Origin of the sequence: Streptomyces sp. NPDC059169 (assembly GCF_042755225.1) — a bacterium.
Classification (GTDB): Bacteria; Actinomycetota; Actinomycetes; order Streptomycetales; family Streptomycetaceae; genus Streptomyces.
The window spans coordinates 192,771-218,879 of the sequence record NZ_JBHZCF010000009.1; the positions used below are offsets into that span (position 1 = coordinate 192,771).

22 protein-coding genes are annotated in these 26,109 nt (G+C 71.0%); 12 read left to right on the forward strand and 10 right to left on the reverse strand.

The features are described from left to right. Positions 1–39: 39 nt before the first annotated feature. The gene (locus tag ACFXOM_RS18905; RefSeq protein WP_385038538.1) at positions 40–2,235 is read left to right on the forward strand and encodes a molybdopterin oxidoreductase family protein; all 2,196 of its coding nucleotides are present in this window, start codon (positions 40–42) and stop codon (positions 2,233–2,235) included. A 199-nt stretch (positions 2,236–2,434) separates the two neighbouring features. On the opposite strand, the gene ACFXOM_RS18910 is transcribed toward ACFXOM_RS18905, so the two are convergent. The 3 genes from ACFXOM_RS18910 to ACFXOM_RS18920 all read right to left on the reverse strand — a co-directional run bounded on the left by ACFXOM_RS18910 (position 2,435) and on the right by ACFXOM_RS18920 (position 4,181). After that, positions 2,435–2,857, reverse strand: a complete 423-nt coding sequence (locus tag ACFXOM_RS18910) for a gamma-glutamylcyclotransferase (RefSeq protein WP_384945357.1) — start codon at positions 2,855–2,857, stop codon at positions 2,435–2,437. Then, positions 2,854–3,198, reverse strand: a complete 345-nt coding sequence (cutA, locus tag ACFXOM_RS18915; protein WP_384932354.1) for a divalent-cation tolerance protein CutA — start codon at positions 3,196–3,198, stop codon at positions 2,854–2,856. The genes ACFXOM_RS18910 and cutA overlap by 4 nt, the downstream gene beginning before the upstream one ends. A gap of 329 nt (positions 3,199–3,527) precedes the next feature. Further along, positions 3,528–4,181 carry an NADPH-dependent FMN reductase gene (locus ACFXOM_RS18920; protein WP_384932627.1) on the reverse strand — a complete coding sequence of 218 codons (654 nt, stop codon included), beginning with the start codon at positions 4,179–4,181 and terminating at the stop codon, positions 3,528–3,530. A 450-nt stretch (positions 4,182–4,631) separates the two neighbouring features. Between ACFXOM_RS18920 and ACFXOM_RS18925 the strand changes: the two genes are divergently transcribed. After that, positions 4,632–5,195: a hypothetical protein gene (locus tag ACFXOM_RS18925; RefSeq protein ID WP_384932357.1), complete on the forward strand. Its 564-nt coding sequence runs from the start codon at positions 4,632–4,634 to the stop codon at positions 5,193–5,195. A gap of 105 nt (positions 5,196–5,300) precedes the next feature. Then, a complete protein-coding gene (locus ACFXOM_RS18930; RefSeq protein ID WP_384945352.1) occupies positions 5,301–5,921 on the forward strand; it encodes a class F sortase in 621 nt (206 codons plus the stop codon). Positions 5,922–5,928: 7 nt separating this feature from the next. Here ACFXOM_RS18930 and ACFXOM_RS18935 read toward each other — a convergent pair whose 3' ends face one another. Beyond that, positions 5,929–6,708 carry a sulfite exporter TauE/SafE family protein gene (locus tag ACFXOM_RS18935; RefSeq protein ID WP_385038540.1) on the reverse strand — a complete coding sequence of 260 codons (780 nt, stop codon included), beginning with the start codon at positions 6,706–6,708 and terminating at the stop codon, positions 5,929–5,931. 205 nt (positions 6,709–6,913) lie between these two features. On the opposite strand from ACFXOM_RS18935, the gene ACFXOM_RS18940 reads away from it, so the two are divergent. From ACFXOM_RS18940 to ACFXOM_RS18955, 4 genes are all read left to right on the forward strand, one after another. Further along, the gene (locus ACFXOM_RS18940) at positions 6,914–8,311 is read left to right on the forward strand and encodes an NAD(P)/FAD-dependent oxidoreductase (protein ID WP_385038543.1); all 1,398 of its coding nucleotides are present in this window, start codon (positions 6,914–6,916) and stop codon (positions 8,309–8,311) included. A 1-nt stretch (position 8,312) separates the two neighbouring features. Continuing rightward, entirely contained in the window at positions 8,313–10,847 is a 2,535-nt protein-coding gene (gene nirB, locus ACFXOM_RS18945) for a nitrite reductase large subunit NirB (RefSeq protein ID WP_385038546.1), read from the forward strand. Next, on the forward strand, positions 10,844–11,188 hold the full coding sequence (gene nirD / locus ACFXOM_RS18950; protein ID WP_384932372.1) for a nitrite reductase small subunit NirD: 345 nt from the start codon (positions 10,844–10,846) through the stop codon (positions 11,186–11,188). The genes nirB and nirD overlap by 4 nt, the downstream gene beginning before the upstream one ends. A 159-nt stretch (positions 11,189–11,347) precedes the next feature. After that, positions 11,348–12,283 (forward strand): oxidoreductase, encoded by a 936-nt coding sequence (locus ACFXOM_RS18955; RefSeq protein ID WP_384932374.1) that lies wholly within the window; start codon positions 11,348–11,350, stop codon positions 12,281–12,283. Between the two features lie 159 nt (positions 12,284–12,442). Here ACFXOM_RS18955 and ACFXOM_RS18960 read toward each other — a convergent pair whose 3' ends face one another. After that, positions 12,443–12,961, reverse strand: coding sequence for a hypothetical protein (locus ACFXOM_RS18960; protein ID WP_384932375.1), 519 nt, complete (start codon positions 12,959–12,961; stop codon positions 12,443–12,445). 270 nt (positions 12,962–13,231) lie between these two features. On the opposite strand from ACFXOM_RS18960, the gene ACFXOM_RS18965 reads away from it, so the two are divergent. Next, positions 13,232–14,389 (forward strand): alkaline phosphatase PhoX, encoded by a 1,158-nt coding sequence (locus ACFXOM_RS18965; protein ID WP_385038549.1) that lies wholly within the window; start codon positions 13,232–13,234, stop codon positions 14,387–14,389. Here ACFXOM_RS18965 and ACFXOM_RS18970 read toward each other — a convergent pair. The 3 genes from ACFXOM_RS18970 to dusB form a co-directional block, all read right to left on the reverse strand. After that, the gene (locus ACFXOM_RS18970; RefSeq protein WP_384932380.1) at positions 14,359–15,387 is read right to left on the reverse strand and encodes an ArsR/SmtB family transcription factor; all 1,029 of its coding nucleotides are present in this window, start codon (positions 15,385–15,387) and stop codon (positions 14,359–14,361) included. The two genes, ACFXOM_RS18965 and ACFXOM_RS18970, sit on opposite strands and share 31 nt — an antisense overlap. Before the next feature lie 550 nt (positions 15,388–15,937). Beyond that, positions 15,938–18,658 carry a pyruvate, phosphate dikinase gene (ppdK, locus tag ACFXOM_RS18975; RefSeq protein ID WP_384932382.1) on the reverse strand — a complete coding sequence of 907 codons (2,721 nt, stop codon included), beginning with the start codon at positions 18,656–18,658 and terminating at the stop codon, positions 15,938–15,940. 401 nt (positions 18,659–19,059) lie between these two features. Then, positions 19,060–20,265 (reverse strand): tRNA dihydrouridine synthase DusB, encoded by a 1,206-nt coding sequence (dusB, locus tag ACFXOM_RS18980; RefSeq protein WP_384945340.1) that lies wholly within the window; start codon positions 20,263–20,265, stop codon positions 19,060–19,062. 52 nt (positions 20,266–20,317) lie between these two features. On the opposite strand from dusB, the gene ACFXOM_RS18985 reads away from it, so the two are divergent. Beyond that, positions 20,318–21,778 (forward strand): MFS transporter, encoded by a 1,461-nt coding sequence (locus tag ACFXOM_RS18985; RefSeq protein WP_384932388.1) that lies wholly within the window; start codon positions 20,318–20,320, stop codon positions 21,776–21,778. A gap of 149 nt (positions 21,779–21,927) precedes the next feature. On the opposite strand, the gene ACFXOM_RS18990 is transcribed toward ACFXOM_RS18985, so the two are convergent. Next, on the reverse strand, positions 21,928–22,155 hold the full coding sequence (locus ACFXOM_RS18990; RefSeq protein ID WP_384932391.1) for a DUF6243 family protein: 228 nt from the start codon (positions 22,153–22,155) through the stop codon (positions 21,928–21,930). A gap of 418 nt (positions 22,156–22,573) precedes the next feature. On the opposite strand from ACFXOM_RS18990, the gene ACFXOM_RS18995 reads away from it, so the two are divergent. From ACFXOM_RS18995 to ACFXOM_RS19005, 3 genes are all read left to right on the forward strand, one after another. Then, the gene (locus tag ACFXOM_RS18995) at positions 22,574–23,572 is read left to right on the forward strand and encodes an aldo/keto reductase (protein ID WP_384932393.1); all 999 of its coding nucleotides are present in this window, start codon (positions 22,574–22,576) and stop codon (positions 23,570–23,572) included. A 38-nt stretch (positions 23,573–23,610) separates the two neighbouring features. Beyond that, positions 23,611–24,198, forward strand: coding sequence for a TetR family transcriptional regulator (locus ACFXOM_RS19000; protein ID WP_384932394.1), 588 nt, complete (start codon positions 23,611–23,613; stop codon positions 24,196–24,198). 218 nt (positions 24,199–24,416) lie between these two features. Further along, positions 24,417–25,742 (forward strand): IS4 family transposase, encoded by a 1,326-nt coding sequence (locus ACFXOM_RS19005; RefSeq protein WP_385038599.1) that lies wholly within the window; start codon positions 24,417–24,419, stop codon positions 25,740–25,742. Between the two features lie 36 nt (positions 25,743–25,778). Here the strand turns inward: ACFXOM_RS19005 and ACFXOM_RS19010 are convergent, their stop codons facing one another. Next, a complete protein-coding gene (locus ACFXOM_RS19010) occupies positions 25,779–26,000 on the reverse strand; it encodes a hypothetical protein (protein WP_384932396.1) in 222 nt (73 codons plus the stop codon). Between the last annotated feature and the right edge of the window lie 109 nt (positions 26,001–26,109).

The following is a 26,109-nucleotide window of genomic DNA, read 5'->3' on the forward strand; positions in this document are numbered from 1 at the left end:
GCGCCCGCGCCCGTAACACGGACGACGCACCCTGGGTCCATGCCCCCAGCACCTGACGCTCCGCGATCCCCGCTCATCGCGACCCACTGCCCCTACTGCTCGCTGCAGTGCGGGATGAACCTGCGTGCCCGGGGGACGCAATCCACGGACCCGGCGGAGGTCGTCGAAGTCGTCGAGCGTCCGGACTTCCCCGTGAACCGGGGTGCGCTGTGCGGCAAGGGCCGCACGGCACCCGCAGTACTCTCCTCCCGGGTGCGGCTGACCGGGCCCCTGGTCCGACGCCCCGCCACAGGCAGGCTCGAACCGGCCACCTGGGAGGAGGCCCTGCGTCTGACGGCGGAAGGGCTGCGGCGGACCCGGGCGGTGCACGGGGCGGATGCCGTCGGCGTGTTCGGCGGCGGCGGCCTGACGAACGAGAAGGCGTACGCACTGGGGAAGTTCGCCCGGATCGTCCTTGGCACCTCGCAGATCGACTACAACGGGCGCTTCTGCATGTCGTCGGCGGCAGCCGCGCACCAGCGGGCGTTCGGCCTCGACCGGGGGCTTCCGTTCCCCCTGGAGGACGTTCCGCGTACCGGATGCGTCCTGCTCGTCGGCTCCAACCTCGCCGAGACGATGCCGCCGGCACTGCGCTACCTCACGGAGCTGAGGGAGAACGGCGGCAAGCTGATCGTCGTCGATCCGCGCCGGACGAGGACGGCGGAACAGGCGGACCTGCACCTGGCCCCGCGGCCCGGCACCGATCTCGCGCTCGCCCTCGGGCTGCTTCACCTGGTGGTGGCGCAGGGCCGTACCGACGAGGCCTTCGTCCGGGAGCGCACGACCGGTTGGGAGGAGGCCAGGGCGTCCGCCATGGCGCACTGGCCCGAACTGGTCGAGCGGATCACCGGCGTGGGGGTGCCGCAACTGCGCGCGGCCGTGGACATGTTCTGCGGGGCCCCCACGGGGATGGTCCTCACTGCGCGCGGACCCGAACAGCAGTCGAAGGGCACGGACACCGTCGGCGCCTGGATCAACCTCGTCCTCGCGACGGGGAAAGCGGGCCGCCCGTTGTCCGGGTACGGCTGTCTGACCGGGCAGGGCAACGGCCAGGGCGGTCGCGAGCACGGCCAGAAGGCCGACCAACTGCCCGGCTACCGGAGGCTGGACGATCCGGCCGCGCGGACCCACGTGGGCCGGGTGTGGGGTGTCGACCCCGACACGCTCCCCGGGCCCGGGCGCAGTGCGTACGAGCTGCTCGACGCCCTCGGCCGGGACGTGAAGGCGCTGCTGCTGATGGGGTCGAATCCCGTGGTCTCCGCTCCCCGGGCCGCCCACGTGGAGGCACGGTTGGGGGACCTCGACTTCCTGGCCGTCGCCGACGTGGTGCTCTCGGAAACGGCGGAGCTCGCGGACGTCGTGTTCCCCGTGACCCAGTGGGCAGAGGAGACGGGAACCACGACGAACCTGGAGGGCCGGGTGCTGCTCCGGCGGCGCGCGCTCGCACCTCCCACGGGGGTGCGGAGCGATCTGGAGGTGCTGCACGGGCTGGCCGGATTGCTGGGGCACGGGAAGGGGTTCCCGACGGACCCGGAGGAAGTCTTCGAAGAGCTGCGCCGGGCCTCGGCGGGAGGACCCGCGGACTACTCGGGCATCAGCTACCGGCGCTTGGAGGAAGAGGACGGCGTCTTCTGGCCGTGTCCCGAACCCGCGGGCGGCACCGGGACGGACGGCTCCGCGGGCGGCACCGCGGCGGACGGCTCCGCGCCCGGTGCGGTGAGCGAGGCGCATCCCGGGACCCCGCGGCTGTTCCTGGAACGGTTCGCGACGCCGGACGGCCGGGCGAGGTTCGTGCCCGTGGTGCACCGGGAGGCGGCGGAGGAGACCGACGCCGAGTACCCCGTCGTGCTGACGACGGGGAGGGTCGTGGCGCAGTACCAGTCGGGGGCGCAGACCCGGCGCGTTGCGGAGCTGAACGCCGCGGCACCAGGGCCGTTCGTCGAGCTGCACCCCCGGCTCGCCGCCCGGTTGGGAGTGGCCGAGGGGCAACCGGTGGCCGTCGTGTCCCGCCGGGGACGCGCCGTGGCACCGGCCCGGGTGACGGACGCGATCCGGCCGGACACGGTGTTCATGCCGTTCCACTGGGCGGGCGGGGGGAGGGCCAACACCCTCACCAATCCGGCACTCGACCCGACGTCCCGAATGCCGGAGTTCAAGGTCTGCGCGGTCCGGCTGGAGCCGTTGCCCGCGGGCTGACGGCACCGCCCGATGCGGGCCCGGCGGCACGGCGAACCCCGCAGTGCGGGACACCCGAGGGGGCGGGAAGCGGTGGCGGCTCCGGACGGGTGTGGTCACCGCCCCCGCCGCGTGCCGGGCCCGTAGGTGCGCTTCGAGGAGTCGACCGCATGTCCCCCGTTTCCCGGTCGTGCTCCCCCGGTCCCCGTCCGGGCCGCGGTCAGCCGACCGCCGACCAGTCCCCGCCCGGGATGGACGTCCCGTGCGCACGGAGCCGTCCGGCCACCGGCCCGGCGGCCACGTACACCCAGGCCGCGGCGGTGCCCCCGACCGTGTGCACCGAACGCTCGACCCGCTCGTACACGTTCCGGGGGTCGCCGGGCCCGAAGTACTCCTCCAGGTGGTCCAGCACTCCGAGCAATTCGCCGTAGTGGCCCGGTGCCGCCGTGACCAGCTCTCCCAGGACCTCCCCCGCTCCCGCTGCCTCCACGGCGAACGGATAGCCCGGCCCCTGGTACAGGACGGCGCCGCTGAGCCGCGCCGGTTCCTCCGACTCGGTACGACCGCGCAGGAAGAGGTCGTGGTTGTGCTCCCCGGGACGGAGGGTGCCGTACACGAAGAACGGCAGGCGCGCGCCCGTCACGGTGCGGCCTCGGTCGTCTCCGTCACGATCCACGCCAGGTAGGCGGAGCTCCCCCGGACCACCGGCGTCGCGATGACCTCCGGGGTGTCGTAGTCGTGCCGGGCCCGTAGGTGCGCTTCGAGGGCGTCGTAGCGGGCCGGGGTGGTCTTGAAGAGGACCTGCCACTCCTCCCCGGACTCGACGGCACCCTGCCACCGGTAGACGGAGGTGACAGGAGCCGAGATCTGGGCGCAGGCGGCCAGCCGCGCCTCCACCGCACCGCGCGCCAGTTCCTCGGCCTTGGCGGCGCTGCCGGTGGTGGTCAGGACGGTCAGGGCCTGGGGCGCGGAAACCGTGCTCACGGGCACTCCTCCCTACGGACGCGGCTGGGACACGGGCCCCCAACCTAGGCCACCGCCGCGCCCGGGCAGCAGCCGGCCCGTCGGGGCGCCTCCGTCCGAGGCACGCCGACGGAACGGTTCCCTGACTGGTCGGCTCCCTGACCGGTCGGCTCCGGTACGGGGCGGCTCGACCGGCACGCGCGGCTTCAGCAGCGGGGATCCGGAAGGTGCGCAGGCTCCGCCCCCGTCCTCTCCGCGCGCCCCGACCGAGCACGACTCCCTCGATGCGGCCGACCGCCCCCGCCCCCACTACCCGTCCGCGGGCGGGGCAGCACTGCGCGGCGGCGCCGTCAGCCGGCGTAGGGGCGGACCCTCCTGGCGTCCCGCAGCACGCTGCCCCACCAGGCCAGCTGGTCGAGCAGTGTCTTCGCAGCGGCATCGGCGCCTGAGGGGGCCGTGTGCCGCCCCTCGGCGTCGAAGTGGTCCGCGGCATTGTGGAAGGAGATGCCGTCGCGGACGGTGACGGCGTGCAACTCGGCGAAGACCTGGCGCAGTTGTTCCACCGCCCGCAGTCCGCCGGAGATCCCGCCGTAGGAGACGAACCCGACGGGCTTGGCCCGCCATTCGGTGTAGTGCCAGTCGACGAGGGCCTTGAGGGCGGCGGGGAAGGAGTGGTTGTACTCGGGTGTGACGACGACGAAGGCGTCCGCGGCGGCGAGTCTGGGCGAGACTCCGGAGAGCTCGGCCGCGATCCGATCGTCCGGGGTGGGGGAGGGCGCGCTGGGCAGATCGATGTCGGCGAGGTCGACGACGTCGACGGTGAAGTCGTCTCGTCCGGCGAGCCGGGACAGGAACCAGTCGGCGATGACGGGTCCGAAGCGACCCTCGCGGTTGCTGCCGATGACGACGGCCAGCCTGAGGGGCGCGTCAGGGGCGCCGGAGGACGGCGCGGTGCCGACGGGTGCAGTGCCGACGGATGTGCGGGCAGATGTGGTGATGTCCATGCCGAGGAGGCTCATACATCAACCTTGGTTGAGGTCAAGCGGCACCCGTCGCGGACACCGGGGCTCCGCCGGCCAGAAGGCGATCCCGCACGCCCCCGGGGCCGCCGCCCGCGCTGTTGCCATGCCACCGCACGCGCCATGCCACCGCACGTCGCCACAACGCGAAGGAGAAGGCATACCAGGCGGAACCCCGGGAGGGGAACCGCCACGCCGTCCACCGACACGCCGCTCACCCTTTCGGCGTGGTGCGCTCCAAGAAGCTCCAGACACCCCCACATACCCCTCTTGACCTGCGACGATTCTGGAGCGCCAGAGGACACGCCGGACACCGGGAGAGAATCTGACCCTCCATCAGCGTGCGTCGACGGCGTGATGGCCCTTACCTCGAAGTGACGGCACCACCGCCGCGTCCCCCACGGCCGCGGCGCAGTTCACCGCCCCGGAGGACCCATGCGCACCACCGCACGCACGCTGACCGGACCGGCCCTCGCGGTCGCCTGGTCCGGCGCACTGGGCGTGCTGGGCACTCCGGCCGCGCACGCGGCGGACGCCACGCCGTTGGACATCAGACCGGCAGCCGCGGCCCCCGGTACGGCCGTCTCCGTCAGCACCTCCGCGTGCGGGAGGGACGGTCACGGAACCGGCGACGCCGAGTCCCTGGGCGCGGGCGACTTCACAGTGTCACCCGGCAAGGACCAGCAGGTCGCGGCGGGGAGGTTCACGGTGCCGAAGGGCGCCCAGCCCGGGAACTACGGCATCACCGTGCTCTGCGACGACGGCAAGGAGGCTGACGGGGACCTACTGGTGCAGGCCGCGCACGGTCAGCCGAGCGGTCAGCTCACGACCTCCACCGGCCGGGCGAAGACGCCGAGCGGCCACGTCGAGACGGGAGTCGGCGGCAGCGTCGGCCCCGACACCACCCAGATCGCGGCGGGGGTGGCCCTGCTGGCCGCCACCGCCGTCGGCGGGACCCGGACCCTGCGCCGTCGGGCGAGCGGCGCGCAGGGTAGTTGACGGGGAGAGGAGTCGTCCGACCTCCACCGTCCCACGGACCGCCGCCCTGTCCCCGTCATGCGGATTTCCGCATGACGGGGACGGGGGCAATCACGGGAGGAGACCATGAAGGCCAAGGGCAGTCTGATGGTGGCCGCCGCCGTCGCCGGCGTCTGGCTCGTCCACAGCGGTGCACAGGTCGCGCTTCCTCCCTCGCCCTCCGCCGCCCAGGCCCTCGGGCCCGGTGAGCACGCACTCACCGCCGCCGATCCGCTCCCGCCGTCCGCACCGGTCCGCTTCCGGATCCCGCGGATCGGCGTCGACGCCCCGGTGAGGGGACTGGGACTGACCCGTGACGACAGCCTCGAGGCGCCGCCCGCCACGGACGGCGGCATCACCGGTTGGTACCGGGACGGGACTCCCCCGGGCGCCCTGGGCACCGCGCTCGTTGCCGGTCACGTCGACACCGCACGCGGTCCCGCCGTCTTCTACGACCTGGGCACGCTGCACAAGGGCAACCGGATCGAGGTCCTCCGCGAGGACGGACGCACGGCGCTGTTCACCGTCGATGCGGTCGAGGTGTACGACAACGCGCACTTCCCCGACCGCAAGGTGTACGCAGACACCGGACGGGCCGAACTGCGGGTGATCACCTGCGGCGGCCGGTACGACAGCCGGACCGGCTACCGGGGCAACGTGGTCGCGTACGCCCACCTCACCGGGGTGCGGGAGGCGAAGACGGCGTGACCGTCCGTCACCCGGACCACTGGTCGAACGCGAGCTTCGCGACGAGGGACAGCACCACGACGAGCAGCACGCCGCGGACGAACTCCGCACCCCTGGTCAGCGCCATCCGCGCCCCGATCATGCCGCCCGCCAGGTTGAACAGCGCCATCACGGCGGCCAGCTGCCACAACACGCTGCCCTGGTAGGCGAACATCGCGAGCGCGCCGGCATTGGTGCAGACATTGACGATCTTCGCCGTGGCGGAGGCCGCGACCAGGTCGAGGTGGAGCACGGCGGTGAGGGCCAGCACCAGGAAGGTCCCCGTGCCCGGGCCGAACAGTCCGTCGTAGAAGCCGATCCCGCCACCGACCAGGACGATGGCGGCGATGATCCGCGGCCTGGTGACCGGGCCCCGGTCGCGCGTGGTGCCGAAGGACGGCCGGAGCATGACGAACGCCGCGACGCCGAGCAGCACCACCATGATCACGGGCCGGAGCACCGCGCTGCTGATGCCCGCCGCGAAGAAGGCACCGGCCATGGATCCGGCGAGGGCCGTCAACCCGATCCGCACGGCCGTCCCCACCTGCACGGGGGCCTTGCGGACATAGGTGATCGCCGCGCCCGAAGTGCCGACGATCGCCACGGCCTTGTTGGTGCCGAGCACGTGCGCGGCGGGCACGTGCGGCATCCCGAGCAGCAGTGCGGGGAGGAGCAGCAGCCCGCCGCCGCCGACGACCGCGTCGATCCAGCCGGCGGCCTCGGCGGCGAGACAGAGGAACAGCAGGGTGGTGAGCGATATGTCGGGCACGGCCGTGACCTTACGGAGCAGATAGATGCTGCGTCCATCGTTCTTCCCGGAGTTGAGCTACGTCTGAGGTTGCCGCTGCGCACGGAGGGAGGGCCGAGGGTCGCCGCGCCCCTCACAAACGGCCGCGCAGGGTGCTGAGGTCGGCGTTCCCCACGGGTAACAACCGGGATGCCGTCGGGTAACACCCGCACCGCAGGCTGACTGCATGGTTTCGAGGATCGTGGTGATCGGCGCCGGGATGGCAGGGGCGAGGCTGGCACGGCAGCTGGCACCGTCCGCGACGACCCGGCCGTTCGCCGTGACAGTGCTCGGCGAGGAGCCGCACGCCCCGTACAACCGGGTGCTGCTCGCCGAGGTCCTGGCCGGGCGGTACGGCCCCGACGTCATCGCCCTGCCGCCGGTGCCGGGAGGTCCGGGCACGGTGCGTCGCGGCGTGCGGGCCGAACGGATCGACCGGGGGACGCGCACGGTCCACTGCGCGGACGGCTCGGCCGTGCCGTACGACCGGCTGGTGCTGGCGACCGGGTCGAACCCGGTGCTCCCGCCGCTGCGCGGCATCGCGGGGCGGCTGCCGGACGGGGTGCACCCGTTCCGCACCCTCGACGACTGCCTGGCCCTGGCGGCCGCCGTCCGGGCGGGCACCCGGGCGGTGGTCGTCGGCGGCGGGCTGCTCGGCGTCTCGGCGGCGCGGGCGCTCGCCGAGCGGGGTGCGGACGTGGTGGTGACCCACCAGGGTCCGGACCTGATGGACCGCCATCTCGACCCGGCCGCGGGCGCACTGGTCCGCCGCCACCTGGAGGAGCTGGGCGTGGAGGTGCACACGGAGTGCCGTGCCCGCGGGCTGCGGCACGTCGGCGGAAGGGTCACCGGTGTCGAGCTGGCTGACGGATTCGTGCTCGGGGCCGAATGCGTCGTCCTGGCCTGCGGGGTCCGACCCCGTACGAGCCTGGCGGCCGATGCGGGCCTGCGGGTCCGTCAGGGAATCGTCGTGGACGACGAACTGCGGACGTCGGACCCGTACGTCCACGCCATCGGGGACTGCGCCGAGCACGCGGGCACGGTCTACGGGCTGGCGACCCCGGCCCTGGAGCAGGCGGACGTCCTGGCGTCCCTGCTGGCCACGGACGCCGCGGCCGGCGGAGCGGGGGCCCCTGCGGTCATCCCCGCAGCCGGTGCGGTGACCGCAGCCGACGCCCGGCCCCAGCCCGCCACCAGCACCGGCGGGGGGATCACCGCCGCACCGGCGGAGGACTCCCTCCACGGAACACCGGCCCACCCCTCGCCCCCCTCCCCCGCCGGCCCCGCGCGTGCCCGCTACACCGGCACCCGCGCCCTCACCCGACTCACCCTCGGGGGCACCGGCAGCTTCGACGTCGCAGCTTTCGGCGAGCCCTCCCCCCAGCCCGGTGACGACGTCGTGCAGCTCGCCGACGCCACCCGCGGCGCATACCGGAAGGTCATCGTCCGGAACGATCGGCTCGTCGGCGGGGTACTCCTCGGCGACCTCGCCACCGTCGGCGACCTCGCCAGGACCTGGGAGGGCGACGAAGCCCTGCCGCCCACACCCCTGCTCCACCTGCTCACCCACGATGGAGGCTCCTGAGATGGCCACAGCGGACAGCCCGTCCACCCCCACGATCGTGCTCGTCGGCCACGGGATGGTCGGCCAGCGCTTCCTGGAGGCCCTCGTGGAGCGCGGCGTCACCGAGCGAGCTCGGGTCGTCGTCCTGTGCGAGGAGCCCCGCCCGGCCTACGACCGGGTCCAGCTCACCTCGTACTTCTCCGGCCGCACCCCCGACGAGCTGTCGATGGTCGAGGACGGCTTCATGACCCGGCACGGCATCGAGCTCTACCTCGACGACCCTGCCGAGCACGTCGACCGCACCACCCGCACCGTCACCGCACGCAGCGGGCGGAGCTTCCGCTACGACACCCTCGTCCTGGCCACCGGCTCCTACCCGTTCGTGCCGCCCGTGCCGGGCAAGGACGCCCGTGGCTGCTTCGTCTACCGGACCATCGAGGACCTCCTCGCCATCGAGGAGTACGCCAAGACCTCCCGCACCGGCGTCGTCGTCGGCGGCGGGCTGCTCGGCCTGGAGGCGGCCGGTGCGCTCAAAGGCCTCGGCCTGGACACCCACATCGTGGAGTTCGCGCCCCGACTGATGCCCGTCCAGATCGACGAAGGCGGTGGCGCGGCCCTGCTGCGCACCATCGAGGGCATGGGGCTCCACGTGCACACGGGCGTCGGCACCCAGGAGGTCGTCGCCGGCGACTGCGGCGTCACGGGCATGAACCTCTCGGACGGCTCGACGCTCGCCACCGACCTGGTCGTCTTCTCGGCGGGCGTCCGCCCCCGCGACCGACTCGCCCGCGACATGGGCCTGGACGTCGGCGAGCGCGGCGGCATCGTCGTCGACGAGCAGTGCCGAACGTCCGACCCGGCCGTGTACGCGATCGGCGAGTGCGCGCTCGCGTCCGACGGCCGGGTGTACGGGCTGGTGGCGCCGGGCTACGAGATGGCGAAGTCCGTCGCGGACGTCCTCGACGGCGACGAGGGCCGTTTCACCGGCGCCGACCTGTCGACGAAGCTGAAGCTCCTCGGCGTGGACGTGGCGTCGTTCGGCGACGCGCACGGAACCGCCGAGGGCTGCCTCGACGTCGTGTACGCGGACTCGCGCGCCGGCGTGTACAAGAAGCTGGTCGTCAGCGCGGACGGCACGCTGCTGGGCGGTGTCCTGGTCGGTGACGCCGAGTCGTACGGGATGCTGCGCCCACTCACCGGCAGCGTGCCGCCCGTCCCGCCCGAGCAGTTGGTGCTGCCCGCGGGTGCCGGTGCACCCGTCGCCCTCGGTCCGTCCGCGCTGCCCGACGACGCAGTGGTCTGTTCCTGCCACAACGTCACCAAGGGGGAGATCTGCGCCCACGGCTCGCTGCCCGAGGTGAAGAGGTGCACCAAGGCCGGTACGGGCTGCGGCAGTTGTGTGAAGGTCATCGGTCAACTGCTGCCGCAGGCCACGGACCAGGGACTCTGCGGCTGCTTCTCCTACACCCGCAGCGAGCTGTACGAGATCGTCCGGACCCTGCGGCTGACCTCGTACGCACAGCTGCTCGACTCGCACGGCCGGGAAGGGGCGAGGCGCGGCGACGGCTGCGAGATCTGCAAGCCCGCCGTGGGCTCGATCCTCGCGAGCCTCGGCAACGGGTACATCCTCGACGGCGAGCAGGGGTCGCTGCAGGACACCAACGACCACTTCCTCGCCAACCTGCAGCGCAACGGCTCCTACTCCATCGTTCCGCGCATCCCCGGCGGTGAGATCACCCCCGACAAGCTCATCGTGATCGGAGAGGTGGCCCGCGACTTCGGGCTCTACACGAAGATCACCGGCGGTCAGCGGATCGACATGTTCGGGGCCCGGGTGGACCAGCTGCCGGCGATCTGGACCCGCCTCGTCGATGCGGGCTTCGAATCGGGGCACGCGTACGGGAAGGCGCTGCGGACGGTCAAGTCCTGCGTGGGGCAGACCTGGTGCCGGTACGGCGTGCAGGACAGCGTGCGCATGGCCATCGACCTGGAGCTGCGCTACCGCGGACTGCGCGCCCCGCACAAGCTCAAGTCCGCGGTGTCCGGCTGCGCACGGGAATGCGCGGAGGCCCAGTCCAAGGACTTCGGCGTGATCGCCACGGCCAACGGATGGAACCTCTACGTCGGCGGGAACGGCGGCGCCACGCCACGCCACGCCGACCTGCTCGCCCAGGACCTCTCGGACGCCGAACTCGTACGACTGATCGACCGGTTCCTGATGTTCTACATCCGCACCGCAGACCGGCTGGAACGCACCTCCACGTGGCTGGAACGCCTCGACGGCGGGCTGGACCACCTGCGGGACGTCGTCGTGCACGACTCGCTCGGACTGTGCGACGAGCTGGAGGCAATGATGGCCGAGCACGTCGCGGGCTACCGGGACGAGTGGGCCGAGACGCTGGACGACCCGGAACGGCTGCGCCGCTTTGTGTCGTTCGTGAACGCACCCGGCGCACCGGACCCTTCGGTGAAGTTCGTCCCCGAGCGGGACCAGATCAAGCCGGACCTGGCGGTCCTCGTCACGCTGGAGACCCCGGAAGGGAGCCTCACCCGATGAAGCTGCAACTGAACGCCCACGGCGGTTGGCTCACAGTGTGCGACCGTGCGGCGCTGACGCCCGGTCGGGGGGTGGCGGCGCTGCTCCCCGACGGAACGCAGGCGGCGCTGTTCCTGGACCGCTCGGGCCGTGCGTACGCGATCGGCAACCGTGACCCGTTCACGGGAGCACAAGTGCTGTCCCGCGGCCTGGTGGGTTCGTCGTCCGGGCGGGCGTTCGTCGCCTCTCCCCTGCTGAAGCAGCGCTTCGACCTGGAGACCGGGCACTGCCTGGACGACGCGGAGAAGTCCGTACCGGTGTTCGAGGTGCGTGCCTGGGCCGGCGACGACGCTTCCCCGTGACCGGGACGCGCCTGGGACCGCCCGGGCGCCGGTGCACCGCTCCGGTCTGCTCCCCACCCACCGGTGGGCGCCTTCCCCCGTTCCACCGCGCAGCCGCCCGAAGGGTGGCCGTACGCTGGCCCCACGGGTCCGGCCTGCGGGAACAGCGAAGGAGCACCGATGGCGAAGGCGAGCAGCTGGGGCGCGCGGGACATCCCCGACCAGAGCGGGCGCACCGCGGTGGTCACCGGCGCGAACAGCGGTATCGGGCTCGTCACGGCCCGGGAGCTGGCCCGCCGCGGCGCCCGCGTGGTCCTCGCCTGCCGCAGCGAGGCCCGGGGCAAGACCGCCCAGGCACTGATCGAGCGGCAGGTCCCGGGCGCCGAAGTGGAGTTCCGTCCGCTCGACCTGGCCGACCTCGCCTCCGTACGGCAGTTCGCCCAGGCTTACGAGCCGCGACGGCTCGACCTGCTCATCAACAACGCCGGCGTGATGGCCTTGCCGTACGGCAGGACCGCCGACGGTTTCGAGACCCAGTTCGGAGTAAACCACCTGGGCCACTTCGCGCTCACCGGACTGCTGCTCCCCCGCCTGCTGGACACTCCCGGCGCCCGGGTGGTGACCGTCTCCAGCGGGCTGCACATGCTGGCCAACATCGACATGGGTGACCTGAACAGCGAGCACCGCTACCGCCGCTGGATCGCCTACGGGCGCTCCAAGACGGCGAACCTGCTGTTCGTGCACGAGCTGGCGCGGCGGCTGCGCGCCACCGGTTCGGACGTCGTCGCGGCCGCGGCGCACCCCGGTTACGCCGCGACGAACCTGCAGACGGCGGGCGCACGGATGGAAGGCCGGAAGGCGGCCGAACGGATCGCGGACCTCGCCAACCGGATCGTCGCGCAACCCGCCGAGAGCGGCGCGTTGCCGTCGCTGTACGCGGCGACGGCACCCGGTGTGCGGCCCGACTCCTTCACCGGACCGAGGCTCCAGGGCTGGCGGGGCGCTCCGACTGCGTCCTGGCGGGCGCGCTGGACCCTCAACGACGTGGCCGGCGAGCGGCTGTGGGTGGCGTCCGAGCAGCTCACCGGAGTGACGTACACAGCCCTGAAGGGCTGACGCCGGGTGGTGACCGGCCCTGCTGCCGTGCCCCGGCACCCGCCGGAGCACGCCCGGCACCCCGCGTGTGCACGGGCCCGCCCGGCGCCGACGGGAACCGTCGACCACGCACCGCGGTGCCCGGGCGGACCACGCGCGGCCCCGGGGCAGGCGGACGCCTCACTCGACACCCGACGCCCTGAAGACCGCCTCCGCCCCGTCCCGCTCGATCAGCCGCGCGATCGAGCGCAGCACGTCCGCCCCGGTGCGGAGCAGCCCGCTCGCCTCCGCCGAACGGGCGCCGCGGTCGACGGCGTGCCACAGCACGGGATTCGCGAGCAGGACGGCCGGGTCGAGCTCCACACGGTTGCCGAGCGCGTCCCGCAGCACGATCCGCTTCGTGACGGGACCGTCCCGGTGGATCACCTGCACCAGCAGATCGGTACAGACCCGGTGTTCGAGGAAGAGGCCCCGGACGGCGAGCCAGTCACGGCCGGCCGTCACCCGGGGCGGGTGCAGCACCGCGTACAGCGCGACGGCGAGCACGCACCACACGGCCGAACGCAGCGGTCGGAGCGTGCCGTTGCCCAGGTCCACCAGATGCAGCAGGGCCAGCAGACCACCGGCGCACAGCAGCGCGGTCCGCAGGTCGGCGGTCCGGCTGCGGTCCTCCGCGCCGGGTGTCCAGTCGCCTTCCACGGCCGCCGACGCTAGGCCGGTACTGCAAAGCACACCAGGGTGCGAACGCGCCAGACAGCCGGTCGTCCCATTCTGCCCGCTCCCGCAGCCCTACGGAATCGAACGTTTCGGAAGCATCGGGTGACCGCTGCCCCACGCACCGCGGGGCATGCCGACGCGTCCGCTTCACCGTACGTTGCCGCCACGTCAACTCCGCACTCCTAGGGTCCGTTGGCGCACCACCCGCCGCCGGTCCCGGCGGCGGCACGTCACGACCCCGATGGAGTGACAGTGGAACGACGCAGCTTCCTGCGCGGTGCCGTCATCGGCGGTACGGCCGCCGCGTTCGGCGGCACGCTGATGCACGGCGCGGCCTACGCGGCCCCGGCCCAGCCGGGCCCCGGCCCCTACGGGGCACTCGGCGCGGCGGACGCCAACGGCATCCAGCTGCCCGGCGGCTTCACCAGCAGGGTGATCGCCCGCTCCGGACGGACGGTGTCCGGCACCTCGTACGCCTGGCACCCCGCCCCGGACGGCGGCGCGTGCTTCACGGACGGTTCCGGCTGGATCTACGTGTCCAACTCGGAAGTCAACCCGGGCGGCGGGGCGAGCGCCGTGCGGTTCGACTCCTCCGGCACCATCACGGGCGCCTACCGCATCCTGTCGGGCACCCGGCAGAACTGCGCCGGCGGCGCCACCCCGTGGCACACCTGGCTGTCGTGCGAGGAGGTCAGCCGCGGCTACGTCTACGAGACCGACCCCTGGGGCGGCACGGCCACGCGTCGCGCCGCCATGGGCCGGTTCAAGCACGAGGCGGCCGCCGCCGACCCCGTCCGCCGCGCGGTCTACCTGACCGAGGACGAGACCAACGGCTGCTTCTACCGCTTCATCCCCACGACCTGGGGCAACCTGTCCTCCGGCACCCTCCAGGTGCTGGTCGCGGGCAGTGGCACCACCGGCAGCTTCGCCTGGGCCGACGTGCCCGACCCGGACGGCTCGCCGACGGCCACCCGCAGCCAGGTGTCCGGCGCGAAGAAGTTCAACGGCGGCGAAGGATGCCACTACGCCAGCGACACGGTCTGGTTCACCACCAAGGGCGACAACCGGGTCTGGCAGCTCAACCTGGCCAGCAGCACCTACGAACTGACCTACGACGACTCGCTCGTGGCCGGCGGAGGCGCGCCGCTGACCGGCGTGGACAACGTGACCGGCTCCTCGTCCGGCGATCTGTTCGTCGCCGAGGACGGCGGCAACATGGAGATCTGCATCATCACTCCGGACGACGTCGTCGCACCGTTCCTGCGGATCACCGGGCAGTCCGGCTCGGAGATCACCGGTCCGGCCTTCTCCCCCGACGGGCGGCGGTTGTACTTCTCCAGTCAGCGCGGCACCACGGGGAGCTCCTCGGGCGGCATCACCTACGAGGTGACGGGACCGTTCCGAGCGTAGGGCACGCCGGGAGCCACCGGGTCCCGCTGGGCTCCGCCGCGCAACAGGGCGGAGCCCAGCGGGGTCATCGTGTGCAGCACCGCATTGCCGTTGCGCAGGGTGACGACCAGCCCCGCCTCGCGGAGCACACACGCGTGCTGGCTGGCCGACGCCAGCGACACCCCCGCCCGGCGGGCCAGTTCGCTCGTCGTACAGCCGTTGCCGATGGACTGCAGCACGGCGGAGCGGGTGTGCCCCACGAGCCGGCCCAGTGACAGCCCGTCCCGCTCGGACGGCGACGGCCCCGCGGTGTGGGTCACGGGGTACACGAGGGCGGGCGGGAGGGCGGGGTCTCGACGGACCACCGGGGCGCCCCGGCAGAAGTACGAGGGCTGGAGCAACAGCCCGCGACCCTCCAGGTGCACCTCGCGGTCGACCGGGTAGTCGGCCTCGAGGACGGGGGCGTTCCAGCGGAGCATCGGCGGTAGCGTCGCCAGCAGCTCGTCCGTGCCACCGTCGAGCAGGGCCCGGCCGCGCACTGCGCGGTCGGCCTCGACGGCCGCCTGGATCTGCGGCCAGTACGGCTCGACGGCGGCACGGTGATAGCTGCGCAGCGCCCCGACGAGACGGTCCATCGGCTCGGCCGCACCCTCGCCGAGGCCGGCGAGACGGCCCGGCAGACCCGTCTGGGGGCGCTCGGCCGCGAGCAGGAGTAGCTCGGCCCGCAGCCGCCGCGGCGTGGTCGCACGCACCGCGTCGAGGCCTTCCTCGAGGCCGTCGAGGCCCTCCGGCGGAGTGAGGAAGTCCGGGAAATAGCCGCGCGGTGGAACCAGCGCCGCCAGCAGCCGGGTTTCCCCGTTCAGCCGGGCTCGCGCTTCCGTCCGCCATTCACCGAAGACGGTGGCTCCACGCCGGTCCCGTAAGCGATGAAAACTCAGAATCGTCTCCCACAAAACGTCCGGCCTGGCAGCCATCCGCAGCCGCGCCAGGTCTTCGCCGGTGAAGTGGATTCGCAGCACGGAACCCCCACTGTTGCATCCGCAATCGCCCCCCGCCACTGAGTATGCACTCAATCACAGCACGTTACCACGGTGTTTCGGCCACAGTTGAAACGCATCGCGGAGGAGCCCCGTGAACCGAAAAGCTGTACGACGTCGGGCACGAAACCTTCGGGTACCGAGGGGCGAGGTAAAGACCGTGGGGGGCTTTCCACGCCTGGCGGCGGTCGGCGGAGGTTGCGGCTCCGTGTCCGGCATTGGGAATGGGGCGCGGCCAGCGGGTGGGGATCCGCCGGCCGCGCCCCGCCGTTCTTTGCTCAACGAATGGCGAAAATCAAGCTGGCGTTAATCGTCCGTCATTCAAAGAGCTCTCAACAAGCACACCAAAGGGGGCGGGCACCTCCGCACAAGGTGCCCGCCCCCTTCTCCTTTCGTGCGCCGGAGCCGCCGGCGGGTCGGTGAGGGTGGATGAGCCGCCGGCGGCCCCGGAGTCACGGGCCGCGCGTCCCGCAGGACGCACGACCCCGCTCGCACGGTCGGCGGCCGGCCGCCGAGGGACGGCCGCCGACGGTCAGCGGCTGTCGCTGCCGGAGGGCTGAGCCGCGGCGCGGCCCGCCTCCAGACGCGCCACCGGGATCCGGAACGGCGAGCAGGACACGTAGTCCAGGCCCACCTCGTGGAAGAAGTGCACCGACTCGGGGTCGCCGCCGTGCTCACCGCAGACGCCCAACTTCAGGTCCGGGCGGGCGGCCCGGCCGGCCGCGACGGCGTTGCGCACGAGGGAGCCGACACCGTCCTTGTCGATGGTCTCGAACGGGGACACCCCGAAGATGCCCTTCTCCAGGTACGCCGTGAAGAAGCTGGCCTCGACGTCGTCGCGGCTGAAGCCCCACACGGTCTGGGTGAGGTCGTTCGTACCGAACGAGAAGAACTCGGCGGCCTCGGCGATCTGACCGGCGGTCAGTGCCGCCCGCGGCAACTCGATCATCGTGCCGAGCGCCAACTTCAGCGCGATACCGGTCTTCGCCTCGACCTCGGCGATGACCTGCTCGGCCTCCTCACGGACGATCTCCAGCTCCTGGACGGTGCCCACGAGCGGAATCATGATCTCGGCACGCGGATCGCCCTTGGCGTTCTTCCGCTCGGCCGCCGCCTCGGCGATCGCCCGTACCTGCATCGTGAAGAGACCGGGGATCACCAGGCCGAGACGGACACCACGCAGACCCAGCATCGGGTTCTGCTCGTGCAGCCGGTGCACGGCCTGCAGCAGGCGCAGGTCGTTCTCGTTGGCGTCCTTCCGGGCCTCGGCGAGCGCGACGCGCACCGACAGCTCGGTGATGTCCGGCAGGAACTCGTGCAGCGGCGGGTCGAGCAGCCGCACGGTCACGGGCAGCCCGTCCATGGCCTCGAACAGCTCGACGAAGTCCTTCTTCTGCAGGGGCAGAAGCTCCTTCAAGGCCTCCTCGCGCTCCTCGTCGGTGTCGGCGAGGATCAGCTTCTCGACCATCTCACGGCGCTCGCCGAGGAACATGTGCTCCGTGCGGCACAGGCCGATGCCCTGCGCACCGAAGCGACGGGCGCGCAGCGCGTCCTCGGCGTTGTCGGCGTTGGCACGCACCCGCAGCCTGCGCACCCGGTCCGCGTACGCCATGATCCGGTGCACGGCCTGGACCAGCTCGTCGGCGTCGTCGGCACCTGCGTGCATCCGGCCCTCGAAGTACTCGACCACCGGGGACGGCACGACCGGGACCTCACCGAGGTACACCTTGCCCGTGGAACCGTCGATGGAGACCACGTCGCCCTCCTCGACGACCGTGCCGTTCACGGTCATGCGGCGGCGCTTGGTGTCGACCTCGAGCTCCTCGGCTCCACAGACACAGGTCTTGCCCATGCCGCGGGCGACCACGGCCGCGTGGGAGGTCTTGCCACCGCGGGACGTCAGGATTCCCTCTGCGGCGATCATGCCGTCGAGGTCGTCCGGGTTGGTCTCACGGCGGATCAGGATGACCTTCTCGCCGGAGCGCGACCACTTCACGGCCGTGTAGGAGTCGAAGACGGCCTTGCCGACCGCGGCGCCCGGGGAGGCGGCGATGCCGCGGCCCAGCTTCTGGACCTTCCCGCCGTTGGCCGCCTCTTCGTCGAAGCGGGGGAACATCAGCTGCGCCAGCTGCGCACCGGTCACCCGCTGGAGCGCCTCGGCCTCGTCGATGAGGCCCTGGTCCACGAGTTGGGTGGCGATGCGGAAGGCGGCACCGGCCGTGCGCTTGCCGACACGCGTCTGCAGCATCCACAGCTGGCCGCGCTCGATGGTGAACTCGATGTCGCACAGGTCCTTGTAGTGCGTTTCGAGCGTCTCCATGATCTGCATCAGCTGGTCGTACGACTTCTTGTCGATCTTCTCCAGATCGGCGAGCGGCACGGTGTTGCGGATACCGGCGACGACGTCCTCGCCCTGGGCGTTCTGCAGGTAGTCGCCGTAGACGCCCTGGTGACCCGAGGCCGGGTCACGGGTGAAGGCGACACCGGTGCCGGAGTCCGGGCCCAGGTTGCCGAAGACCATCGAGCAGACGTTGACGGCGGTGCCGAGGTCGTGCGGGATACGCTCCTGACGCCGGTAGAGCTTGGCCCGGTCACCGTTCCAGGAGTCGAACACGGCCTTGATGGCCAGGTCCATCTGCTCCCGCGGGTCCTGCGGGAATTCGCGGCCCGTCTCGGACTTGACGACCTTCTTGAAGTGCTTGACCAGCTTCTTCAGGTCGGAGGCGTCGAGGTCGGTGTCGACCGTGACCTTCTTGGCGGCCTTGGCCTCGTCCAGGGCGTCTTCGAAGAGCTCGCCGTCCACACCGAGGACGGTCTTGCCGAACATCTGGATGAGCCGGCGGTAGGAGTCCCAGGCGAAGCGGTCGTCGCCGGCCTGCTTGGCGAGGCCCTCGACGGACCTGTCGGAGAGCCCGATGTTGAGGACGGTGTCCATCATGCCGGGCATCGAGAACTTGGCACCCGAGCGGACGGACACGAGCAGCGGGTCGTCGGCCTGTCCGAGCTTCTTGCCCATCGTCTGCTCGAGTGCATCGAGGTGTGCGCTCACCTCGTCACGGAGTGCCGCGGGCTCCTCACCGCTGTCGAGGTAGACCTTGCAGGCTTCGGTCGTGATCGTGAAGCCCGGAGGGACGGGCAGACCGAGATTGGTCATCTCGGCGAGGTTCGCGCCCTTGCCACCGAGGAGGTCCTTGAGGTCCTTGTTGCCCTCGGTGAAGTCGTAGACGAACTTCTGATCTTTGTTTTCCGACACGGGTCTCGACTCCTCGAGGACTCGGTGGCTGCCCTGACGGCGAGGAACATACCCAGATCGAAGGTGTCTGGGTACGTCCACTTGTCTGTCATTCGGTCTTAACCACTCGTCCGCCACCAGATCGCAGGCGACCAGAGGGAGAGTCACCCCATCGCTGCCTCTTCACCCCTCGAAGGACACTTGACCCAACACAGGGGATACGCGCTCACATGAGCGGCCCTCACGGCATATGAGTTCAACTTATGAAGACAGAAAGGGTGGCACTGAGTGCCACCCTTTCTAGAGGTGCAACAACCTTCTTCGCGCTCATTTGAGCGCAACCCTTATCAAGGGTGGCGAGAATCACGCCGCCGGCAGCGCCCGGATCCCAGCATCCGGACCCTCCCGCGAACGGCCCCCGGTCAGCCGCCGGAGGTATCCAGCTCCGCATCCTCACTCACACCTGCACAGTCGTACGGATCCTTCAGCCAGCCGTCCGGAAGGACCACACGGTTGTTCCCGGAGGTACGACCACGCGGACCGTCCGCCCCCGCGGGCCACGGCTGGTCCAGGTCCAGTTCGCTCAACTGAGCGGCGAGCTCGCCCAGCGACGAGGTCACCGCGAGCTTCTTGCGCATCTCGGAACCGACCGCGAAACCCTTCAGGTACCAGGCCACGTGCTTTCGGAAGTCGATCACCCCGCGCGACTCGTCGCCGATCCACTCCCCCAGCAGCCGGGCGTGCCGCACCATCGCCTCCGCGACCGTACGCAGCGACGGCCGCGCATAACCGCCCGCGCCCTCGAAGGCCGCCACCAGATCACCGAACAGCCACGGACGCCCGAGACAGCCGCGGCCGACGACCACGCCGTCGCAACCCGTCTCGCGCATCATCCGCAGCGCGTCGTCCGCCGACCAGATGTCACCGTTGCCGAGCACCGGGATCTCCGGCACGTGCTCCTTGAGACGGGCGATGGCGCCCCAGTCGGCCGTGCCGCCGTAGTGCTGCGCGGCCGTACGCCCGTGGAGGGCGATCGCGGACACCCCCTCCTCCACGGCGATCCGGCCCGCATCGAGATAAGTGATGTGGTCGTCGTCGATGCCCTTGCGCATCTTCATGGTGACCGGCAGGTGTCCGGCGTTGCCGACGGCCTCGTTCAGGATCGCCCGCAGAAGGTTCCGCTTGTACGGAAGCGCCGAGCCGCCGCCCTTACGGGTCACCTTGGGCACCGGGCAACCGAAGTTCAGGTCGATGTGGTCGGCCAGGTCCTCGTCCACGATCATCCGTACGGCCTTTCCGACGGTGACCGGGTCCACCCCGTACAACTGGATCGAGCGCGGTGTCTCGGTCTCGTCGAAATGGATGAGCTGCATCGTCTTCTCGTTGCGCTCGACCAGGGCCCGCGTCGTGATCATCTCGCTGACGAAGAGCCCCTTGCCGCCGGAGAACTCCCGACAGAGGGTGCGGAACGGCGCGTTCGTGATGCCGGCCATGGGAGCGAGCACCACGGGCGGCTGCACGGTGTGGGGGCCGATCGCGAGCGGCGAGAACGAGGACGCCACGGAGGCGGACTCCACGGGGACGGCTTCCACAGGAGTGGACGACGTGGACGGGGCGAGCGAAGTCATTCGCCCATTGTCGCTCACCGATGGATTCATTAGTTAGGCGTACTATGCATGTATGCCCGTCCCCGAGCGCCAAGCCGACCCGGACCGCCGCCGGCGACTCATGGTCCTGGCGGTCTGCTGCATGAGCCTGCTGATCGTCAGCCTCGACGCCACCGTCCTCAACGTGGCACTCCCCTCCATGCGCAAGGAGCTCCACACCACGGTCGCGGGCATGCAGTGGACCATCGACGCCTACACCCTCGTCCTCGCCTCACTGCTCATCCTCGCCGGGTCCACCGCGGACCGGATCGGTCGCCGCAAGGTCTTCACCACCGGCCTGGTGCTCTTCACCCTCGGCTCGGTGCTGTGCTCCCTCGCCCCCGGACTCGGCTGGCTCGTCACCTTCCGGATGATCCAGGCCGTCGGCGGCTCCATGCTCAACCCGGCCGCCATGTCCATCATCACCAACACCTTCACCGATCCGCGTGAACGCGCCCGCGCCATCGGCGTCTGGGGCGGCGTCGTCGGCATCTCGATGGCAGCGGGACCCATCATCGGCGGCCTCCTCGTCGACTCCGTCGGCTGGCGCTCCATCTTCTGGATCAACCTGCCCGTCGGCCTCGCCGCGCTGCTTCTCACCTGGCACTACGTGCCGGAATCCCGCGCCCCCAAGGCACGCCGCCCCGACCCGGTGGGCCAAGCCCTCGTCATCGCCCTGCTCGGATCGGTCACCTACGCCATCATCGAAGCCCCCGGCGACGGCCCGTCCGTCGCCGCTCCCCTCGCCGCGGTCGCCGTCCTCGCACTCGTCGGACTGTTGCTCTACGAGCCCAGGCGCGAAGAACCCCTCATCGAGCTGCGCTTCTTCCGCTCGGTGCCATTCGCCGGGGCCACTGTCATAGCGGTCAGCGCCTTCGCCGCACTCAGCGGCTTCCTCTTCCTCAACACCCTGTACCTACAGGACGTCCGCGGGATGTCCGCCCTCGACGCCGGGCTCCACATGCTGCCCATGGCCGCACTGACCTTCGTCTGCGCCCCGCTGTCGGGCCGCATGGTGGGCAGCCGCGGGTCGCGCCTGCCGCTCGTCGTCGCAGGAGTCTGCATGGCCGGCTGCGGAGTGCTCTTCGCCGCCTTCGAGGCCGAGACCAGCACGGCACTCCTGTTCACCGGCTACGTCCTCTTCGGAGTCGGCTTCGGCATGGTCAACGCCCCCATCACCAACACCGCGGTCTCCGGCATGCCCCGGGCTCAGGCGGGGGTGGCCTCCGCCGTCGCCTCCACCAGCCGCCAGACCGGCGCCACCCTCGGCGTCGCCGTCATCGGATCGGTGCTGGCCGCGGGCACCGGCGCGGTGCACACGACGGGCTTCGTCGAGGCGAGCCGCCCTGCCTGGTGGATCATCACGGGTTGCGCGCTGGCCGTCCTCGCCGTGGGCCTCGCGACCACGGGGCAGTGGGCACGGGAGACGGCGCGGCGGACCGCGGCGCAACTGGAGGCGGACGACGCGCGTCAGCCGGTGGACAGCACGTCCTGAGCCCGGGGTGTCGCAGCTCACGCGAGGGCCGACTGTTCGGACTACGACTCGTACGAGGCCCGACCGTCCGCAGTGCGGGACGCCGGCGGGAACGATCGTGGGGCCGGTCCGCCCCGAAGCGACCCGGCCCCACCTGATACGAGAAGACGTCAGTCCTCCGCAGCCCGGCCGCCCTCGGCCGAGCCCCGGGCCGCCGGTTGCGGCCCGAACTGTTCGCCCTGCGCACGCTCGCGCATCTTGCGCAGCAGTTCCTGTTTCTGGTCGACGGACGTCTGGCGGTCGGCGCTGCGCGCCTGACCGTTGCCGCGCTGGTCGGCGCGGGACACCTTCCTGCGTTGCCCGCCGACGCCGAGGAGGTTGTTACGGCCCTTGCCCACGAGGTTTCTCCCATCGCGGTGAGAAGTGATCGGGATGTCGGTACACGGGGCGGCACGCGCCGCCGCGCTCTCACTCGTACGTCTCGTAGACCTGGAAGAAGGGGGACATGTGGCGACGGTAGCGGGCGCGGTCCCGGACGGGCACCTGGTTTTCCGCGGGCGCACCCCAGGACATGGCGGGCAGCACAGAAGAAGGGCCGGCTCCCCTGCTGGCGCCACAACCATCCGAACAAATGACAAAGATTGAAATCTGTCATCCGTCGTGACATGTTTGTCATGCGTGATCCTGTCGATTCGAACTCCGAGGAGCTCCGTCATGGCGACCACCGACTCCCCCACACCTCACCCCCGCGCCGACCAGGCCTCTCCTTCCTCTCGCGCTGCCTCCTCTCGGGCCACCCATCCCTCCTCTCTCCCCATGCGCCCACTCGGCACGACGGGGCCGCAGGTGTCCGCCATCGGCCTCGGCTGCATGGGGATGTCCGCGCTTTACGGCGAAGCCGACCGGTTCGAGTCCGTCGCCACGATCCACGCCGCGCTCGACGCCGGAGTCACCCTGCTCGACACCGGTGACTTCTACGGCATGGGTCACAACGAGCTCCTGATCAACGAGGCCCTGCGCACAGCTCCCGGCGCTCTCCGCGACAAGGCCCTCACGAGCGTGAAGTTCGGTGCGCAGCGTGACCCGCAGGGCAATTGGCTGGGAATCGACGGACGTCCCGCCTCGGTCAAGACCTTCGCGGCCTACACGCTCCAGCGCCTCGGCGCCGACCACATCGACGTCTACCGCATCGCCCGGATCGACCCGCAGGTGCCGATCGAGGAGACGGTCGGCGCTATCGCCGAGCTCATCGAGGCGGGCCACGTCCGCCACGTGGGCCTCTCCGAGGTCGGGGCCGAGAGCCTGCGGCGCGCGGCCTCGGTCGCCCCGGTCGCCGATCTGCAGATCGAGTACTCGCTGATCTCCCGAGGCATCGAGGACGAGATCCTCCCGACTGCGCGTGAGCTGGGCATCGGCATCACCGCGTACGGCGTGCTGTCCCGGGGCTTGATCAGTGGGCACTTCTCCGGCGACCGAAAGCTGGCGCCGGGTGACTTCCGCAGCATGAGCCCGCGCTTCCAGGGTGACAACCTGCGGCGCAACCTCGATCTGGTCGAGCAATTGCGCAAGATCGCCGCAGCGAAGGGCGTCTCCGTCGCGCAGGTCGCGATCGCTTGGGTGTTGTCGCGTGGCGATGACATCGTTCCGCTGGTCGGCGCCCGCCGTCGGGACCGTCTTGAGGAGGCACTCGGCGCGCTCGACGTCACCTTCGACGCGGCCGAGTTGGAGGCCGTGGAGAAGGCGGTTCCGCGCGATTCGGCTGCGGGCGAGCGCTATCCGGAGTCGCAGATGGCGCATCTCGACAGCGAGCACTGACGCCTGTGGGAGTGGACCGGACGGGTAACGTCATCGTCATGGCACCCACCGAGCCCCTGACGTCCGAGCGCATCCTGGAAGCCACCGAAGAGGTGCTGCGCCGCTACGGCCCGGCGAAGGCCACGGTGGTCGACGTGGCGCGTGCGCTCGGCGTGAGTCACGGAAGCGTTTACCGGCACTTTCGTACGAAGGCGGCGTTGCGGGAGGCCGTGACAGCTCGCTGGCTGGGCCGTACGGAGGCGTTGCTGTCGGAGATCACGGAGGCGTCGGGGCGGTCGGCCGACGAGAAGTTGCGGGCGTGGCTCGCGGCGCTCTTCGAGGCGAAGCGTCACAAGGCGGGGGACGATCCGGAACTGTTCGCCACCTACGGGGTGTTGATCACGGAGAACAGCGGGGTGGTCGACGATCACTTGGTGGTGATGGTCAGCCAGCTGACGCGGATCATCGAAGCGGGCGTGGAGGCGGGCGAGTTCGTGGCTGCGGAGCCGGTCTCGGCGGCGCAGGCGGTGTTCGACGCGACGGCCCGCTACCACGATCCGGTGTACGCGCCGGAGTGGTTGCGGCCGACGATCGATGACGAGTTCCGTGCGGTGTGCGAGCTGTTGCTGCGGGGGCTGCGTGCCTGATCGCCGTGGGGGTGGGGGCGCCGAGCGTGCGGGGCCGTGCTAGTTCCAAGGCCGTGAAGTTAACGGGTCTCGTGGGGTTGTCCAGGGGCCTGTAGGTGTGGGTTTGGCCGGACATGAGGAGCGGAGCCCCGGTAGAACTGGCAGTCGACCAAGACAGCCGTTCACAAGGACCGGAGGCTCCGCTGTCCGGACAGTCTGCCATCACCCGTGCCGTCACGGTGGCGGGAGGCCGGTTTGCGCCCGGTCATCTCGGTGAGCTCACCCAGCTTGTGCCCTTCGAGATGGTCGATGCGGCGCTGAGCGCGACCAGGGCCGTGCAGTCGCGGCTGCGGGATCTGCCCTCCCGGGTCGTGATCTACCTGGTCCTGGCCGCGTGCCTGTTCCCGGAGGTGGGATACCCCGGAGTGTGGCGCAAACTCACCGGGGCGCTCGTCGGCCTACCGCTGGCCGCGCCCACGGCGAGCGCGCTGGCCCAGGCCCGCCGACGCGTCGGCGGCAAGCCACTGCGGTGGCTTTTCGACCTGCTGCGCGGCCCTGCCGCAACCCCGCGCGGACCCCAGACCCACTGGTGCGGGCTGCTGATGGTCGCGCTCGACGACACCACCATGACCGTGCCCGACACTCCCGCTGTCCTGACCAGGTACACCAAACAGGCGGGCAACCACGGCGGGACCGGATACCCGCAGATCCGCCTACTCGCCCTGGTCGCCTGCGGCACCCGCACCCTCATCGACGCGGTCTTCGGCCCCACCACCTCGGGCGAGACCACCTACGCCCCGCGTCTGCTGTCCAGCCTGAGGCCGGGGATGATCCTGCTGGCCGACCGCAACTTCGCTGCCCGGAAACTGATAGCCGGTATCGCGGCCACCGGAAGCGAGGTCCTGGTCCGGCTCAAGAACGGCCGCCGGATGCCGGTCCTGGCCCGCTACGGGGACGGCTCCTACCTCTCCACGCTCGGCCCGGTACGGGTCCGCGTCGTCGACTGCGAGATCACCGTCACCACCACCGCCGGGAAGCACACCGGCCTCTACCGGCTGGCCACCACCCTGCTCGACCACCACCGCCACCCCGCAGCCGAACTCGCCACCCTGTATCACCAGCGCTGGGAGATCGAAACCGCCTACCTGGAACTGAAGTCGACCATCCTTGGCGGTCGCGTCCTGCGGGCACGTACCCCCGAAGGCGTCGAGCAGGAGATCTACGCGCTGCTGGTGGTCTACCAACTGCTGCGGACGGCCATGGCGGATGCCACCAGCACCCGGCCCGGCACCGATCCGGACCGGGCCGGCTTCACCATCGCCTGGCAGACCGCCCGCGACCAGATCATCCTGGCCGCGGGCGTCATCGCCGACACGGACATCGACCTGGCCGGCGCCATCGGCCGACATGTCCTGGCCGCACTGCTGCCCGCACGACGACTACGGGTCAGCCCCCGCATCGTCAAACGCGCCATCTCCAAGTACCAGGCCCGAGGCCCCCGCATCGACCGCACCAGCTACAAAGCCACCACCAGCATCGAAATCCTCGCGGCCGCCAGCCCTTGACGACACAGCCCAGCCACAAACTTCACGGCCTTGGTGCTAGTTCCGGGAGGTGTTGCCGGCTGCCGGGTCGATCGTCGCCTGGTGCGCTTGTGCGAGGTGTTCCTCTGCCTTGAGCCAGGGCAGGAATTGGGCACCCTTGCTCCAGCCGCAGGTTGCGCAGGTGAGGGCGCGTTGTATTCCGGACTTCTTGACGTGCACGACGTGGGCGCGGCCGTGCTGATCCCATCTGCTGACTTTGCTGGTCGATATGGACGGCATCGCTCCTCCTGGTGGCGAGTGCGCCCAGTGTGCAGCAGCCGTACGCGGGACACCACCTCGTCGCGCTGTTGTCCGGTGCGTTGCCTGCCGGGTGCCGGACCGCTTCCTT

Excerpts from the sequence above, each read along its gene's own strand:
- ACFXOM_RS18905 (WP_385038538.1), top strand. The coding sequence starts at position 40 with ATGCCCCCAGCACCTGACGCTCCGCGATCCCCGCTCATCGCGACCCAC.
- ACFXOM_RS18920 (WP_384932627.1), bottom strand. The coding sequence starts at position 4,181 with ATGGACATCACCACATCTGCCCGCACATCCGTCGGCACTGCACCCGTC.
- ACFXOM_RS18925 (WP_384932357.1), top strand. The coding sequence starts at position 4,632 with ATGCGCACCACCGCACGCACGCTGACCGGACCGGCCCTCGCGGTCGCC.
- ACFXOM_RS18930 (WP_384945352.1), top strand. The coding sequence starts at position 5,301 with ATGAAGGCCAAGGGCAGTCTGATGGTGGCCGCCGCCGTCGCCGGCGTC.
- ACFXOM_RS18940 (WP_385038543.1), top strand. The coding sequence starts at position 6,914 with ATGGTTTCGAGGATCGTGGTGATCGGCGCCGGGATGGCAGGGGCGAGG.
- nirB (WP_385038546.1), top strand. The coding sequence starts at position 8,313 with ATGGCCACAGCGGACAGCCCGTCCACCCCCACGATCGTGCTCGTCGGC.
- nirD (WP_384932372.1), top strand. The coding sequence starts at position 10,844 with ATGAAGCTGCAACTGAACGCCCACGGCGGTTGGCTCACAGTGTGCGAC.
- ACFXOM_RS18955 (WP_384932374.1), top strand. The coding sequence starts at position 11,348 with ATGGCGAAGGCGAGCAGCTGGGGCGCGCGGGACATCCCCGACCAGAGC.
- dusB (WP_384945340.1), bottom strand. The coding sequence starts at position 20,265 with ATGACTTCGCTCGCCCCGTCCACGTCGTCCACTCCTGTGGAAGCCGTC.
- ACFXOM_RS18985 (WP_384932388.1), top strand. The coding sequence starts at position 20,318 with ATGCCCGTCCCCGAGCGCCAAGCCGACCCGGACCGCCGCCGGCGACTC.
- ACFXOM_RS18995 (WP_384932393.1), top strand. The coding sequence starts at position 22,574 with ATGCGCCCACTCGGCACGACGGGGCCGCAGGTGTCCGCCATCGGCCTC.
- ACFXOM_RS19000 (WP_384932394.1), top strand. The coding sequence starts at position 23,611 with ATGGCACCCACCGAGCCCCTGACGTCCGAGCGCATCCTGGAAGCCACC.
- ACFXOM_RS19010 (WP_384932396.1), bottom strand. The coding sequence starts at position 26,000 with ATGCCGTCCATATCGACCAGCAAAGTCAGCAGATGGGATCAGCACGGC.